Raw genomic sequence first — 15,169 nt, 5'->3', positions numbered from 1 at the left:
CTCCTTTGGTATAATGGAAAGAGTTTAGGGGGGCGTCACATGGAGAGCCGAATTGATCGTATAAAAAAACAGTTGCATAGTGCTAGTTACAAGCTGACGCCGCAGCGAGAAGCGACAGTTGCTGTTTTGCTTGAGCACGAAGAGGACCACCTAAGTGCTGAAGATGTTTATCTTTTAGTAAAAGAAAAAGCACCTGAGATTGGTCTAGCTACTGTTTATAGAACGTTAGAATTATTAACTGAGCTCAAAATTGTCGACAAAATCAACTTTGGCGATGGCGTATCGCGCTATGATTTACGCCAAGAGGGAGCTGCCCATTTCCACCATCATCTTGTTTGTATCGAATGTGGTGCTGTTGATGAAATTCAAGAAGATTTACTTGAAGATGTGGAAGCCGTTGTTGAAAAACGTTGGAACTTTATCATAAAAGATCACCGACTAACTTTCCACGGCATATGCTGGCGCTGTCATGATAAAAACGACGAATCGAATGAAGAAAAATAACGAAAAACTGTCTGTTTTAATCTTTGGTATAGATTGAATCGGGCAGTTTTTTGTTATTTTATTGAAGTATAGACACCATTAGGGTTGGTGGTTTATGTCGAATGGAGGGTCCTTTAGCACATTTCTTAAGGCCATGCTAAAATAGAGAATAATTGACAGTGAGGGGGCGTTGTGATGAATGAATTTCAATATGCAGTAGAGGACTATATCCATTTTATTCAGGTGGAAAGGCAGTTATCTGTTAATACATTAGCATCCTATCGCCGAGATTTAGAAAGCTATGTACATTTTTTAAAGGAAGCAGAAGGTATGTCTGATTTTAGTGTGGTAGAACGGACAACTATATTACGCCATTTAGAGCAATTGCGGGCACAGGGAAAGACAAGTCGTACCGTTGCCCGTCATATTTCTTCGATTCGGAGTTTCCACCAATTTTTACTACGAGAAAAGCGCGCAGAAACTGATCCGACAGTCCATTTGGAGATGCCGACAATTGAGCAAAAGTTGCCTAATATTTTATCTATCCAAGAGATTGAAGCTTTACTAACAGCTCCTAATAAAAGTAAGCCACAAGGTATACGTGATCTTGCCATGCTGGAGTTATTATATGGCTCTGGTATGCGCATCAGTGAACTTATTGCACTAGATTTAGCTGATATTCATATAACAATGGGTTTTGTACGTGTATTTGGGAAGGGTGGCAAGGAGCGAATCATTCCACTCGGCAAAAGCGCACTTTCGGCAATAAATGCCTATTTAAATGGTGCTCGTAGTCAATTACAGGGAAAGTACCCCAAAACAGATGCGTTTTTTATTAATCAAAGAGGGAAACGTTTAACAAGGCAGGGTTGTTGGAAATTAATGAAGGAGCATGCGCTAAAGGCAGGCATCCAACATGAATTAACACCACATACATTGCGTCATTCCTTTGCCACTCATTTGGTTGAAAATGGAGCCGATTTACGAGCGGTGCAGGAGATGCTTGGTCATGCAGATATTTCTACTACGCAGATTTATACACATATTAGCAAAACAAGATTATCTGAGGTCTATAAGCAATTCCATCCACGGGCTTAAAAGTTAATAGGAAAAAATTATATTTCAGTCGGATGTCTGACCTTTATTTTTCGCATTTTTTTGGTAAAATAGAGTCATGAGATTAGGAGGCAACCATTATGAATAAACCATTTAACAAAATCCATGTTGTTGTCATGGATTCCGTAGGTATTGGTGAAGCGCCAGACGCTGCAAAATTTGGGGATGTTGGCGCACATACACTAGGACATATCGCTGAAAAAATGAATGGGCTTACAATGCCAGTAATGGAGTCATTTGGTTTAGCGAATATTGAACCATTGCATGGAATGCATGCAACTACTGACCCTAAAGCATACTACGGTAAAATGCAAGAAGCATCAGTTGGTAAAGATACGATGACAGGCCATTGGGAAATCATGGGGTTAAATATTGATAAACCCTTTAAAGTGTATCCAGATGGGTTTCCAGCAGAGCTAATTGATGAGCTAGAGAAACGTACAGGTCGGAAAGTGCTATGCAATCAGCCAGCAAGTGGTACACAAGTAATTGAAGATTTCGGGAAGGAGCATATGGAAACAGGTGCGATTATTGTCTATACATCAGCCGATCCTGTTTTACAAATTGCTGCTCATGAAGAAATCATTCCGTTAGAAGAGTTATATAAAATTTGCGAAATTGCTCGTGAATTAACATTACAGCCTGAATATTTAGTAGGTCGCGTCATCGCACGACCATTTGTTGGTACGCCTGGAAACTTTACTCGTACATCCAATCGTCATGATTATGCGTTAAAGCCATTTGGTCGTACAACAATGAATGTTTTGAAGGACGCGGGATTAGATGTGATTGCAATTGGAAAAATCTCAGATATTTTCAATGGTGAAGGTGTGACAGATTCTGTACGTACAAAAAATAATATGGATGGTATGGATCAATTTGCAGAAGTTGTACGTCGTGACTTCCGTGGTCTAAGCTTTTTAAATTTAGTCGACTTTGATGCCAATTTCGGCCATCGACGTGATCCTCTAGGCTATGGACAGGCATTACAAGAATTTGATGCACGTCTACCAGAAATTCTAGAGGCAATGTCAGAAGACGATCTATTAATTATTACAGCAGATCACGGCAATGATCCAACCTTTCCAGGAACAGATCATACACGCGAATATGTACCACTAATTGTCTATTCACCACGTTTTAAAGGTGGTGCGGAACTTGCGCTTCGTGAAACCTTTGCAGATATTGCAGCAACAGTTGCAGAAAACTTTCATGTAGACGCACCGCCATTCGGTAAAAGTTTCTTACATGATTTGAAATAAGGGGGTTTTTTGTATGAATATGGTTCAATTGTTTGAAAAGAAAAAACAAGGATTAGAGCTTTCTCAAGCTGAAATTCAGTATTTTGTTGAAGGCTATACGACAGGCTCTATCCCAGATTATCAAGCAAGTTCTTTATTAATGGCAATACGTTTATTAGGCATGTCTGATGATGAGACATTTTATTTAACTAAGGCAATGATCGAATCAGGCGATGTCATTGATTTAACATCTATTGAAGGCTTTAAAATTGATAAACACTCAACTGGAGGGGTTGGTGACAAGGTTACACTTGTTGTTACGCCAATTATTGCTGCTCTAGGAATTCCTGTTGCGAAATTTAGTGGTAAAGGCTTAGGGATTACTGGTGGGACAATTGATAAACTTGAATCCATTCAGGGCTTTAAAACAGAGCTTTCATCACAGGAGTTCATTGATAATGTCAATCAGCATAAAATTGCCGTTGCTGGACAAACAGGTAATCTAGTACCAGCCGACAAAAAATTATATGCATTGCGTGATGTGACAGGTACTGTCGATTCTATTCCATTAATCGCAGCGTCGATTATGAGTAAAAAAATTGCAAGTGGTGCCGATGGTATAGTCCTCGATGTAAAATGTGGCTCAGGTGCGTTTATGAAGACGCAGGAAGAAGCACAGCGTTTAGCAGATACAATGACGGCTATTGGAGAAAAACTTGGCCGTAAAGTTATCGCACACATCAGTGATATGGATAATCCGTTAGGGAAAATGATTGGTAATAAGCTTGAGGTAGTGGAGGCTTATGCCCTATTAAGTGGACGTATGGAAGAAACGCATGAAGATTTGGTTGATGAATGTGTTGTCATCTCTTCCTTGATGTACCAAATTGCGGCAGGTGTGAATGAAGCGGAAGCAACAGCTGCTGTTAAGCGAGTGCTAGCAGATGGCTCTGCAGCTGCAAAATTCGAGGAGTTTATTGTGGCGCAAGGAGGAGTAGTCTCTGATATTGTTCAAAATGACACAGCTCATAAAGTAGCAGTGACAGCGGTTTCAGAGGGCACGGTGGAGACGATTAATGCTTTATTAGTTGGAGAAGCAAGTGTTAGTCTAGGCGCTGGACGTTTAACGAAGGAATCAAAGCTTGATTATGATGCAGGAATTCAGCTAATCGCCAAAAAAGGTGATCATGTCAATAATGGCGATACGATTGCTTATTTGTATTCCAATCAGCCAATTGATGAAGAGACAATTAATAAAATTCAGCAAGCTTATACAATTGCATAAAGATTATTAGCGAGAGCCCTCACTTATAAGGGTTCTCGCTTTTTTGTGCGTTCGATGAATCGCCAAAATTTAGAGCTCGATAGCGTTTAGAAATTGTAGATTTATCCCATACTGCACATAACCTAAAAAGCTATAAGTATGTCGATTAGACACTATTTCGGAAGACTTTGCACTAGTTCTGTCAGCCACAAGGATTCAACCTATTGAATGTGGAATTGCACGAGGAGGAGGCGATGTTCATGCATTATCAATTAGAAATGGTCACAAGAGAGACAGTCGTTATACGTTTGTTTGGGGAGCTCGATCATCATGCCGTTGAACAAATTCGAGCGAAAATTTCTGCAGCAATTTTTCAAGGCACTGTGACGACCATCATTTGGAACTTGGAAGGACTATCTTTCATGGATAGTTCGGGAGTTGGATTAGTGCTTGGTCGTATGCGTGAGTTAGAGGCAGTTGCTGGGCGAACTATATTATTGAATCCATCGCCAACAATGCGAAAAGTATTTCAATTTTCAGGTTTAGGACCGTGGATGATGGATGCAACAGAGGAACAAGCGATTGATCGCGTAAGGGGGATTGTAAATGGATAACGAAATGACATTAACTTTTTTGGCAATTAGTGAAAATGAAGCTTTAGCGCGTGTAGCTGTTACAGGCTTTATTGCTCAATTAGATCCAACTATTGATGAGCTATCAGAATTTAAAACAGTTGTCTCAGAAGCAGTTTCCAATGCTATTATTCATGGCTATGAAGAAGATGGTAAGGGTGTTGTGACAGTTCATGCTAAACGTGAGGATGATATTGTGACAGTATCTGTCATGGATAAAGGGATAGGAATTGAAGACGTTAGTCGAGCGATGGAGCCATTATTTACAACAAAAAGTATGATGGAGCGTTCGGGTATGGGCTTCACGATTATGGATAGCTTCTCAGATCAGCTGACAGTTATATCAAAATGGCAAGAAGGAACAACTGTAACATTCACGAAGAAATTTTACACAGTTCGCACAGCGGTAATGTGAGGTTAAACCCGTGAAGCCGTTAGAACAGTCGTCCGATAAGCTATTGTCTCAGGAGGAAATGCGTGATTTAATTGCACGCGCACAGCAGGGCGATCATGAGGCTCGTAAACGAATGGTAGAAGGCAATACGAGACTTGTGTGGTCCATTGTTCAACGTTTTACAACGAGAGGTGTTGAGCTTGAGGATTTATTCCAGATTGGCTGCATAGGGCTCATGAAATCTGTGGATAAATTTGATTTAACCTATGATGTGAAATTTTCAACCTATGCTGTACCGATGATCATTGGAGAAATTCAGCGCTTTTTAAGGGATGATGGCATGGTGAAGGTGAGCCGCTCTATTCGTGAGCTCAATTTTAAAATCCGTCATGCTACAGATGAATTTATTAAAAAGAATGAACATCCACCAACCATTCAAGAGCTTGCTCAGGTGCTTGGTGTGACAACAGAGGAAATTGTTACCGCATCCGATGCACTGAGAGACCCTGCCTCTCTTCATGAGCAATTGTATGAGAGTGAAGGGGATTCCATTACACTAATGGATCAAATGAAGGATGAAAAATCGGAGCAACTCTTTGATTACATCCCATTAAAAGAAGTACTAACAAGACTTGAGCCAAGAGAGCAGTCTATCATATATCTTCGCTATTTTTCAGATTGCACGCAAACTGAAATTGCAAATAGATTAGGTATTTCGCAGGTACAGGTTTCCCGTTTAGAGAAAAAAATCCTTGCCCAGCTGAAAAGTTGGATGGCAACAAGTGCAACAGTGGAGCAGGAAGCAATAAAAAAAGACATCTAAGAAAATGGTGACAGCATGACAAATAAATTATTTAACAGCTTAGAAGAAGCCGAAGATTTTCTTATAGAACAATTTGGTGACGGCGAATCGTTTGACGTTGGTATTAAACACTTATTTGTCAAAGATTTGCCGGTCCTTTGTGCATATATTAGTGGGCTTGTAGATGGAGAAGCTTTAACACAGTTACTATCTAGCATGCTTCCAGAAGAGGACATTGAAATTGATGTAGAGGATGAGAAGGAATATTTTGAGTCTTACTTTAATTTCCATGGACGTTCAGAAGAAACAGAGCGTAAAGCCTATTTACTAGCCATTTTAAGTGGACAAGTCACCTTTATTACTAAAAGTGGCTATTGCTATGTTGCGGAGCTTAGAAACTATCCAGGTCGTTCTCCAGAAGAGCCGGATAATGAAAAAGTTATCCGTGGATCAAGGGATGGCTTTACAGAAGGGATTTCTCAAAACACTGCCTTAATACGTAGGCGAATTCGTAATAGTAATCTACGTTTCGAGCTACATAAAATATCCAAAATCGGTCAAACCGACGTGGCGATCGCGTTTATGAAGGATGTTGCCAATGAAGATATGCTCGAAAGTTTACGACAGCGTCTTGGACAAATAAATCATGATGGCTTGACGATGGCCGATAAATCATTAGAAGAATGGCTCTTTAAACAAAAGTTCCACCCAGTTCCATTTGTACGTTATACGGAGAGACCTGATATTGCTGCAGCGCATCTACTTGAAGGGCATATAGCTATATTAGTCGATACTTCTCCATCCGTTATTTTAGTACCTGTTACAGTGTTTCATTTATTGCAGCATGCAGAGGAATATCGTCAAGCACCCACAGTAGGGACGTTCGTACGTTTTATGCGATATTTTGGCTCTGTAATGGGTTTACTTTTATTGCCATTGTGGTATGTATTTGCAACGAATGAATCCCTACTTCCAGATGCCCTCTCCTTTTTAGGTACGGAGGAGAAATCGCATGTACCTTTATTACTACAAATTTTGATTGCAGATATTGGAATAGAATTTTTGAGGATGGCCGCCATTCATACTCCGTCACCACTGTCCACAGCGATGGGGTTGGTTGCGGGGGTAATCATTGGTCAAATTGCCATTGATGTTGGATTATTCTCTTCAGAGGTGGTCCTCTATACAGCGGTGGCAGCCATTCTTATTTTCATTATTCCATCCTATGAGCTTAGTATCTCCATTAAAATTTTTAGGTTACTGTTACTTCTGATGACGGGTCTCTGGGGTGTCAATGGGTTATTTATTGGTTTATTTTTATTGTTTACGTATTTATGTTCATTGCGACCAATGCAGGCACCTTATTTATGGCCGCTTGTTCCATTCTTTCCAACAGCGATGCTTCGTGTCATTATTCGCTTCCCAATGACAGCGGATGCACTAAGACCTTATGTAGTCGCTTCCAAACAGCGAAAAAGATCATAGGAGCCGTTGCACTCGTTTTTTTCATGTGATAAAGTTCACATATAGTATTTTGTGATTTTTGCAAAAATTATTTTCATTCAAGAAAAAGTAAGAACTATACATTTGTTTTTTATAGTTGAGGGAAATAATTTTTTGATGGAATGGTTCTAATATAGTAAAGAACCATTCCACTTTCAAATCGTAAAAATAACAAGATGGAACGATGTGAAAAGGGAGAGATGCACATGCATTTATATGGAACACAAGCGATTTCTGAAGATGGTCATTTAACAATTGGACAGGTAGACACATTAGAGCTAGCAAAAGAGTATGGTACACCACTTTTCGTGTATGATACTGCACTTATTCGTAAGCGTGCGCGTAGCTTTATCGATACGTTTAAAAAACTAGGTGTAAAAGCAGAAGTAGCTTATGCTTCAAAAGCATTTGCATGTGTAGCAGTGTATCAATTAGCAGCAGAAGAAAATTTATCATTGGATGTTGTATCTGGTGGCGAATTATTTACGGCCTTAAAGGCTGGTTTCCCTGCAGAGCGCATTCATTTTCATGGTAACAATAAAAGCATTGCTGAATTAGAGCTAGCTTTTGACTCCAAGATTGGATGTATTGTTGTAGATAATTTCTATGAAATACAGCTTTTAAAAGATATTTCGGAGCGCCGTCAGCAAAAAATGCGTATATTATTACGTGTTACACCAGGTGTGGAAGCACATACGCATGATTTCATCACGACAGGTCAAGCAGATTCAAAATTCGGCTTTGACTTAAACAATGGTCAAGCAGATGAAGCATTCCAACAAACATTTAACCATGAATTCCTAGAGCTTCTTGGTTTACATTGCCATATTGGCTCACAAATTTTTGACACTGCCGGCTTTGGGTTAGCTGGAGAAAAATTGATTGACAAAATTTCTGATTGGAACAAGACTCACGGATTTACATGTACTGTGTTAAACTTAGGTGGGGGCTTTGGTATTCGTTATACTGAAGAAGATGCACCGCTTGAACCACAAGTATATGTAGAGGATATGATTACAGTTGTCAAAAATAAAGCAACTGTTCTTGGACTGAAGATGCCGGAAATTTGGATTGAACCAGGTCGATCACTTGTAGGTGATGCAGGAACATCTCTTTATACAATCGGTTCACAAAAAACTGTGCCAGATGTGCGGAAATATATTGCTGTTGATGGAGGTATGAGCGATAATATCCGTCCCGCATTATACGACGCTAAGTATGAGGCAGTCATTGCAAGTAAGGCGAACGAGCCGAAAGATGAACTTTATACAGTTGCTGGTAAATTATGTGAATCTGGCGATAAATTAATTATTGATGCTAAACTACAAGATGCTGCTTCAGGTGATGTATTAGCCATCTTCTGTACAGGTGCGTATGGTTATTCGATGGCTAGTAACTATAATCGTGTGCCAAGACCTGCAGTTGTATTTGTAGAGGATGGACAGCATCAACTAGCTATTCGCCGCGAAAGTTATGAAGATATTGTGCAAAACGATCTCCCGCTAACTTTAAAAAAGGGTGAGTAAATTTGAGGAAAAATAAGTGGGTATTACTAGCGTCCATTACAACATTTATTTTATTATGGGGCGTAGTCTATTGGGTGTTGGCGTCGAAAGGTATTCTCGGACCTGGTTCGTAAGACAGAAATTGGCTTGCGGTAAAAGTACAAATCGTGTAGGATAGTCAAAGATTATGTACAGCTAGAAAAAGAGGGAATAGACAAATATGTTAATTCGATATAAAAAAGCTTTAGAGAAAATAGCAATGGGGCTACTTTCATTTATGCCTAACGAAAAAGACGTAAAAAAGCTTACAGAAACCATCCACTCCTATGAAAATGACGATAATTGGGTTTTATACTTATGGAAAAAGAATGATGAATATGTTGGCATTGTAGGGCTTGTTGTTGATGAGCATAATATAGCCACAATCCAGCACGTGTCGGTGATCCCTTCCTATAGAGGAGAGGGCGTAGCAACGGAGATGCTTCAAGAAGTGGCGGAACTTGGCCAATATGAAAGTGTACGCGCTACAGATGAAACACGTAGTTTTGTTCAAAAATGTATTCATTGTATCGATGAAAAAGCAGACGATTAACAACGTCTGCTTTTTCTTTGTTTGCTTTCTTGTCGCTCTGCAAGAATATGTGAGCGATCTCGAAGCATATGTTTATGAAGAAGATAATTTGAGCTATTTGATGGCAAAAGCTTTATACGTACTAGGGCTAAATCCAGCAAGTGAGGTGAGAGAGGAAGCTGGAAAGATTGAAAGGACTTGCCCATTTCAATCGAAGTGATAGCTTTTGTTATTTGTGTTAGGAGTTCAAGATAATCAATTTCTTGGAAAAAAACATGCCCTTCATTTACTTGAAAGTTATGAAGTGCTTTTTCTAAAATTCGTTTAGCACCAGTATTGTTACCACGTCGCCAATGATAGAAACCTGTTGCCAGCTGCACATAGCCGACAAGCGGATGCATTTTATCGCCAGGTGCAATTTCCTTCCAATATTCCTCTAGCACTTCATGGCATTCAAAAAAATCTTGATTGCCATTAAAATAGGCACAGTAATCTATAAATAAAGTATGATGCTGTGGATGCATTTTGGACTCCTTTCCACTATACTAAAAGAACATAGAATCTCAGGGTGGTAAAATAATGTCTTATGAAGTAAAATTAGAAGCCTTTTCAGGGCCTCTTGATTTATTATTGCATTTAATTCACAGATTGGAAATTGATATCTATGATATCCCAATGGCTGAAATTACACAACAATATATCGACCATATACATGCAATGCAAGTATTAGAGTTAAATGAAGCAAGTGAATATTTAGTAATGGCAGCAACGTTACTGGCAATTAAAAGCCGCATGTTATTGCCAATTCACGAAGGAGAGATGGAGGACGCAGAATTAGAAGTGGACGGCCCTGACCCTCGTGAAGAACTGGTGCAACGCTTAATCGAATATAAAAAATACAAGGAAGCAGCTAGTAATTTGCAGGAGCTTGAAACAGACCGAGCACAGGTATTTACGAGGCCACCTGCTGATTTAACAGGATTAGCCTCAGAAGAACAGATGGCTTTATTTGATTTGAATGTGAATATCTATGATATGCTTGGAGCATTTCAGAAATTAATGCGTCGCAAAAAATTAAAAAAACCATTAAAAACTACTGTAGCAAGGCAGGAACGATCAGTAAAAGATCAAATGCGCTCTGTTGTGGATTCTTTACGATTAACAGGTGGACGTGCATCATTTTTCGAGCTTTTTCCCTTTGAAGATAAGCCAACACTTATTCTGACGTTTGTATCTCTTCTTGAACTGATGAAACGTCAGGTCGTCATCGTAGAGCAAGATGGTAACTTTGAAGAATTAACGGTTACCTTACAGAAGGAGGAATGGGAAGATGACGAAAACATTGATGTTACAGAGTAGAATTGAAGCCTTATTATTTGTTGTAGGAGATGATGGCTTAACGATTAAACAACTTTCACAACTCTTAGGAGAGCAGGAAGAGCTGATTCTGCAAACAATGAATACCTTGAGAGAAACCTACGAAGAAGATTTAACAAGAGGAATCACGGTGAAAGAAATTGCAGGCGTTTATCAGCTCATTACAAAATCTGAGTTTGCCGATACGATTCAAAGATTAGTAGAAAATCCAACCGCACAATCCTTATCTCAAGCCTCCCTCGAAGTGTTGGCAATCGTGGCATACAAACAGCCCATTACCCGTGTAGCAATAGAAGATTTGCGTGGTGTCAAGTGTGAGCGTCCCATTCAAACATTAGTTTCACGAGGATTAATTAAAGAAGTAGGACGGTCAGAAGGGACTGGACGTGCCATCTTATATGGAACAACCAAAGAATTTTTACATTATTTTGGCTTAAATAGTATAGAAGAAATGCCTCCTCTACCTGAAGAGGATCTTGTTGATACAGAACAAGAAACAGATTTATTTATGACAAAGTTCCAAGAGACATTTAGCGTGGCAAAATAATGGGTATAATGGTTGGCCTTCAACATAAATATAAATCTATAATTTCCTATCACATTGAATAAGGAGTGGCTCGTTGCTTCGGTTATTTCGTTTAACACTGTTTATGATCATTGTGTTAATGGTAATGCTTCCTCAGACTAGCTTTGCAAGAGGAGGAAGCGGCTATGCTGTCTTAGATGGCGATACTGGACGGATTTTAATAGGGTCCAATAGCGATGAACGATTACCTATTGCTAGTCTAACGAAAATTTGGACAGCACTTGTGGCAATTGAAAATAGTGACTTGCAGGATGAAGTTGTAATATCTCCGAAGGCTGCTATGGCTGAGGGAAGCTCTATTTACCTACAGGCTGGTGAAACGGTGACAGTTGAAACGTTATTGTATGGCTTAATGCTGCGTTCCGGCAATGATGCTGCAACAGCTTTAGCCGAACATGTAGGAGGCTCTGTAGAGGGTTTTGTCAAATTAATGAATGAAAGAGCTGTTATTGCAGGTCTTACCAATACCGTCTTTATGAATCCTTCTGGTCTTCATCATGATGAGCATTTATCGTCTGCAAGAGATACTGCTGAGATGTTAAGACTTGCTTTGCAAAATAAAACCTTTGAGAAAATTGCTTCAACGGTACTTTATCGGGCAAATACAGTAAACGGAATGCTATGGGAAAATAAACACCGTCTATTAAGAGAAGGCTCAGGAATGGCGGCAGATATAGATGATGAGACAGAACAGCCTGTTAGTTCCTTAAAGTCAGCCACTGGTACTGCTTTCGCTGGGAAAACGGGCTTTACTAAGGTTGCTGGACGAACACTTGCAACGGCCTTTCAAAAGGACGGGCAAATCTGCATTGTCGTCACATTAAATGAATCAGATGATTGGAATGTACATCGAGGCTTATCTAATAAAGTATGGCAAGATTATAGTCTTGAAACAGTAGTGAAAAAGGGTAAATACAATGTCAATAAAAAGTTAGCTATTCGTTTACAAGAGCCCGTTCGACTACAGTTAAATAAAGAGGAGAAAGAACAAGTGAGGCAAGTATTACATGTTTCAAGGAAACGCCAAGAAGCAGTTTTGTCGATCTTTATAGGAGAAGAACGGATTTATGCAACGCCAGTAAAAGTTGAATCAGCGGATCGTTAAAAACGATTTGCTGATTTTTTTACATTATTTGATCAATTGATGTTAAATTTGGTAAAATGATAATGAGTGTAAAAATTCTTAATTTTCTTAAAAAGGGGGTGCATAAATTGAGGAAAGCTTCAATGGAAAGTAATGGTAGGCAAATTCAATTTGGGCTAATCATTATCTTATTTTTATCAAGTTTAATTGTCCCTGTCATTCTACTATATCCAATTCAAGAGATACTATATCGACCAAATGAATTTTATTATTTTGCACCTTATTTTAATGCTTATATTATCTTTATGGTCTCTTTATTTGTCATGGCCCTCGTACTACTAATCAATTATTTGATCATACCTAAAACGAAAAAAAGAAAGAATATTCAACGTGGTCTAGTGTCTACTTCCTTATTAATTGCCTTAGGTTTCATCGCATTAAGCTTTAATACTTATAAATGGATAGATTCAAGCGGTATTCATATGAATCCATTTTTTAGTTTAAAAGTAAATTTTGTCGAGTGGGAAGAAATAGTGAAAGTTGAGCAGGTTAATCTAGAAAAAAGTGGTGTGACAAAGCCTGATCATCTGGTTTTTACAATTCAAGATGGTTCCACAATTGAGGAACCTTTGGCAGGCAACATGGTACTGGCTAAAAACTATATAGCCAATGAGTTAAAGCAGCGTGGCCTAACAATTGAAAATGTATACAAATAAAAGCTGCCGAATGGTAGCTTTTTTTGTGTCAAAATAAACATTTTACAATCGATTCGCATGATTATCAAATGAGTATACTGCTAGTAAACAAAACAAAATCTCGGTTCAAATGTTAAGAAATTAACGAATGAGAAATTAGTCGGAATACTTAATTAAAAAATGTGAAATTTGTTTTTCTTTAATAATGTCTAAAAGTATGACATAATTTTCACAGATTAGCGGGAAAAATAACCCTATTCATTGGATCGAAATCGAATGATGACGAACGTGTCAATGTGAAAGAAAACTAGAGGTGAAGAAATGGAAAGATTACAAAAGGTCATTGCCTATGCAGGCGTTGCATCAAGGCGCAAGGCAGAGCAATTGATTTTAGAAGGTAAAGTTAAAGTAAATGGTGTAGTGGTTCGTGAGTTAGGAACAAAGGTATCTAATTCCGATACAATTGAAGTAGAAGGTGTGAAATTAGAAAAAGAAGATAAGGTATATTTCTTACTTTACAAACCACGTGGAACAATTTCTGCAGTTACAGACGATAAAGGACGCAAAACTGTCACAGATTTATTTCATCATATTCCGCAACGTATTTTCCCAGTTGGTCGTCTTGATTATGATACATCTGGATTATTGCTATTGACAAATGATGGAGAATTTTCCTATATGTTGACACATCCGAAATTTAAAATTGACAAAACATATATCGCTCGTGTCAAAGGTGTGCCAACAATTGAAGGACTTAAAAAGCTTCAACGTGGGATCAAATTAGAAGATGGTAAGACAGCACCTGCTAAGGTAAGCATGACATCTTTCGATGAAAAAGCGGGCAAAGCTATTTGCGAAATTACGATTCATGAAGGGCGCAATCGCCAAGTTCGTCGTATGTTTGAAGCGATTGGAACACCCGTTGTTAAATTAAAACGCGAACGCTTTGCTTTCTTAGATTTATTTGGCCTTACTCCAGGAGAATACCGTGAATTATCAAAGCATGAAGTAAAGCAACTACGTGTGTTAGCAGAAACAGGAAAGCTTGATTAATGCAATGGTGCCAGAAGAAAGTGTGGATACCACAAGAGGTATTTGGATGTTTACACTTTCTTTGTGGTGAAATCGTTCATAAATCATTCATAATTAATAGCTAAGTGTTTTTGTATCATTTTGCTATAATAGGTGAGAATAGTACACCTAGTAGCAGTTTGTTCAAAAAAGCTGTAACACATTTAATCCGGTATTGTTGACGTCAATGTGAAAGAAGCTTTTACATATTTATAGACGTATAGAGAGTGAAAAAGTTCTATTTGTTTCTTCAATATGTAAAAGCAACGCAAGCCGTAATTGATAGGGGGTTTATTAACTTGGAGAAAAAGAAAAAACGTCTTGTACTGCGAACTGTCATTTTAGCTGTGTTAGCGTTGGCAATCGGGTACACAGTATATGGAACAGCAACAAAGGAAAAAGTAGAGTTAGTAGCAGTAGGCTCTGAGGCACCTGACTTCACGTTAGTAGATTTAAACGGTGAAAAACATAAATTGTCGGATTATAAAGGGCAAGGGGTATTTTTAAATTTCTGGGGAACTTGGTGTAAGCCTTGTGAGAAGGAAATGCCCGCAATGGACAATCAGTATCAAGAATTTAAAGATCACGGTGTACAAACATTAGCTGTCAATATTGCTCAAACAGATTTTGAAGTACAGAATTTTGTCGATCGATATGGGTTGTCATTTCCAGTAGTTATCGACAAAACAAAAAGTGTTATGACTGCTTATAATGTAGGACAATTACCTGCAACAGTGTTAATTGATCCAGAAGGCAAAGTGGCCAAAATTATTACAGGTGAAATGACGGAGAAAGATATTGCTTCGTACATGGAATTAGTGAAGCCAAATAAGGAGTAAATGACG

The 15,169-nt window shown here is 38.6% G+C and carries 17 protein-coding genes; 16 read left to right on the top strand and 1 reads right to left on the bottom strand.

Going from position 1 to position 15,169, the window contains the following annotated elements; all coding sequences use genetic code 11:
* The first annotated feature begins 39 nt into the window (after positions 1–39).
* From fur to QH639_RS22885, 10 genes are all read left to right on the top strand, one after another.
* Positions 40–504 (top strand): ferric iron uptake transcriptional regulator, encoded by a 465-nt coding sequence (fur, locus tag QH639_RS22930; RefSeq protein WP_004232171.1) that lies wholly within the window; start codon positions 40–42, stop codon positions 502–504.
* A gap of 174 nt (positions 505–678) precedes the next feature.
* Positions 679–1,581, top strand: coding sequence for a site-specific tyrosine recombinase XerD (xerD, locus tag QH639_RS22925; protein ID WP_131519525.1), 903 nt, complete (start codon positions 679–681; stop codon positions 1,579–1,581).
* Positions 1,582–1,679: 98 nt separating this feature from the next.
* Positions 1,680–2,861, top strand: a complete 1,182-nt coding sequence (deoB, locus tag QH639_RS22920) for a phosphopentomutase (protein ID WP_131519526.1) — start codon at positions 1,680–1,682, stop codon at positions 2,859–2,861.
* Positions 2,862–2,874: 13 nt separating this feature from the next.
* Positions 2,875–4,125 carry a thymidine phosphorylase gene (locus QH639_RS22915; RefSeq protein WP_048391297.1) on the top strand — a complete coding sequence of 417 codons (1,251 nt, stop codon included), beginning with the start codon at positions 2,875–2,877 and terminating at the stop codon, positions 4,123–4,125.
* 239 nt (positions 4,126–4,364) lie between these two features.
* A complete protein-coding gene (spoIIAA, locus tag QH639_RS22910; protein ID WP_004232181.1) occupies positions 4,365–4,718 on the top strand; it encodes an anti-sigma F factor antagonist in 354 nt (117 codons plus the stop codon).
* Positions 4,711–5,151, top strand: coding sequence for an anti-sigma F factor (gene spoIIAB / locus QH639_RS22905; protein ID WP_048391296.1), 441 nt, complete (start codon positions 4,711–4,713; stop codon positions 5,149–5,151). The genes spoIIAA and spoIIAB overlap by 8 nt, the downstream gene beginning before the upstream one ends.
* 10 nt (positions 5,152–5,161) lie before the next feature.
* Positions 5,162–5,953 (top strand): RNA polymerase sporulation sigma factor SigF, encoded by a 792-nt coding sequence (gene sigF / locus QH639_RS22900; RefSeq protein WP_281115334.1) that lies wholly within the window; start codon positions 5,162–5,164, stop codon positions 5,951–5,953.
* 15 nt (positions 5,954–5,968) lie between these two features.
* Positions 5,969–7,417, top strand: a complete 1,449-nt coding sequence (locus QH639_RS22895) for a spore germination protein (RefSeq protein ID WP_131519528.1) — start codon at positions 5,969–5,971, stop codon at positions 7,415–7,417.
* Between the two features lie 224 nt (positions 7,418–7,641).
* Positions 7,642–8,961, top strand: a complete 1,320-nt coding sequence (gene lysA, locus QH639_RS22890; protein WP_131519529.1) for a diaminopimelate decarboxylase — start codon at positions 7,642–7,644, stop codon at positions 8,959–8,961.
* A gap of 199 nt (positions 8,962–9,160) precedes the next feature.
* Positions 9,161–9,532 carry a GNAT family N-acetyltransferase gene (locus tag QH639_RS22885; protein WP_004232192.1) on the top strand — a complete coding sequence of 124 codons (372 nt, stop codon included), beginning with the start codon at positions 9,161–9,163 and terminating at the stop codon, positions 9,530–9,532.
* Here the strand turns inward: QH639_RS22885 and QH639_RS22880 are convergent.
* The gene (locus QH639_RS22880; protein WP_237899821.1) at positions 9,529–10,035 is read right to left on the bottom strand and encodes a DUF309 domain-containing protein; all 507 of its coding nucleotides are present in this window, start codon (positions 10,033–10,035) and stop codon (positions 9,529–9,531) included. The two genes, QH639_RS22885 and QH639_RS22880, sit on opposite strands and share 4 nt — an antisense overlap.
* A 55-nt stretch (positions 10,036–10,090) precedes the next feature.
* Between QH639_RS22880 and QH639_RS22875 the strand changes: the two genes are divergently transcribed.
* The 6 genes from QH639_RS22875 to resA all read left to right on the top strand — a co-directional run bounded on the left by QH639_RS22875 (position 10,091) and on the right by resA (position 15,163).
* Entirely contained in the window at positions 10,091–10,870 is a 780-nt protein-coding gene (locus QH639_RS22875; protein ID WP_131519531.1) for a segregation/condensation protein A, read from the top strand.
* Positions 10,842–11,435 (top strand): SMC-Scp complex subunit ScpB, encoded by a 594-nt coding sequence (gene scpB, locus QH639_RS22870; protein WP_131519532.1) that lies wholly within the window; start codon positions 10,842–10,844, stop codon positions 11,433–11,435. The genes QH639_RS22875 and scpB overlap by 29 nt, the downstream gene beginning before the upstream one ends.
* Before the next feature lie 73 nt (positions 11,436–11,508).
* Positions 11,509–12,579: a D-alanyl-D-alanine carboxypeptidase family protein gene (locus QH639_RS22865; protein ID WP_131519533.1), complete on the top strand. Its 1,071-nt coding sequence runs from the start codon at positions 11,509–11,511 to the stop codon at positions 12,577–12,579.
* Positions 12,580–12,686: 107 nt separating this feature from the next.
* On the top strand, positions 12,687–13,274 hold the full coding sequence (locus tag QH639_RS22860) for an alkaline shock response membrane anchor protein AmaP (protein ID WP_227744819.1): 588 nt from the start codon (positions 12,687–12,689) through the stop codon (positions 13,272–13,274).
* A 300-nt stretch (positions 13,275–13,574) separates the two neighbouring features.
* A complete protein-coding gene (locus tag QH639_RS22855) occupies positions 13,575–14,306 on the top strand; it encodes a pseudouridine synthase (RefSeq protein ID WP_131519534.1) in 732 nt (243 codons plus the stop codon).
* A 317-nt stretch (positions 14,307–14,623) separates the two neighbouring features.
* Positions 14,624–15,163 (top strand): thiol-disulfide oxidoreductase ResA, encoded by a 540-nt coding sequence (resA, locus tag QH639_RS22850; RefSeq protein ID WP_004232210.1) that lies wholly within the window; start codon positions 14,624–14,626, stop codon positions 15,161–15,163.
* The last annotated feature ends 6 nt before the right edge of the window (positions 15,164–15,169 follow it).

Source organism: Lysinibacillus sp. 1 U-2021, from assembly GCF_029916965.1.
Classification (GTDB): domain Bacteria; phylum Bacillota; class Bacilli; order Bacillales_A; family Planococcaceae; genus Lysinibacillus; species Lysinibacillus capsici.
The sequence above is the reverse complement of the archived record's forward strand: the minus strand, read 5'-3'. Positions and strand labels throughout refer to the sequence as shown.

What these genes read in the sequence shown, in the direction of transcription:
- fur (WP_004232171.1), top strand. Translation starts at nt 40, where the DNA reads ATGGAGAGCCGAATTGATCGTATAAAAAAACAGTTGCATAGTGCTAGT.
- xerD (WP_131519525.1), top strand. Translation starts at nt 679, where the DNA reads ATGAATGAATTTCAATATGCAGTAGAGGACTATATCCATTTTATTCAG.
- deoB (WP_131519526.1), top strand. Translation starts at nt 1,680, where the DNA reads ATGAATAAACCATTTAACAAAATCCATGTTGTTGTCATGGATTCCGTA.
- QH639_RS22915 (WP_048391297.1), top strand. Translation starts at nt 2,875, where the DNA reads ATGAATATGGTTCAATTGTTTGAAAAGAAAAAACAAGGATTAGAGCTT.
- spoIIAA (WP_004232181.1), top strand. Translation starts at nt 4,365, where the DNA reads ATGCATTATCAATTAGAAATGGTCACAAGAGAGACAGTCGTTATACGT.
- spoIIAB (WP_048391296.1), top strand. Translation starts at nt 4,711, where the DNA reads ATGGATAACGAAATGACATTAACTTTTTTGGCAATTAGTGAAAATGAA.
- QH639_RS22895 (WP_131519528.1), top strand. Translation starts at nt 5,969, where the DNA reads ATGACAAATAAATTATTTAACAGCTTAGAAGAAGCCGAAGATTTTCTT.
- lysA (WP_131519529.1), top strand. Translation starts at nt 7,642, where the DNA reads ATGCATTTATATGGAACACAAGCGATTTCTGAAGATGGTCATTTAACA.
- QH639_RS22885 (WP_004232192.1), top strand. Translation starts at nt 9,161, where the DNA reads ATGTTAATTCGATATAAAAAAGCTTTAGAGAAAATAGCAATGGGGCTA.
- QH639_RS22880 (WP_237899821.1), bottom strand. Translation starts at nt 10,035, where the DNA reads ATGCATCCACAGCATCATACTTTATTTATAGATTACTGTGCCTATTTT.
- QH639_RS22875 (WP_131519531.1), top strand. Translation starts at nt 10,091, where the DNA reads ATGTCTTATGAAGTAAAATTAGAAGCCTTTTCAGGGCCTCTTGATTTA.
- scpB (WP_131519532.1), top strand. Translation starts at nt 10,842, where the DNA reads ATGACGAAAACATTGATGTTACAGAGTAGAATTGAAGCCTTATTATTT.
- QH639_RS22855 (WP_131519534.1), top strand. Translation starts at nt 13,575, where the DNA reads ATGGAAAGATTACAAAAGGTCATTGCCTATGCAGGCGTTGCATCAAGG.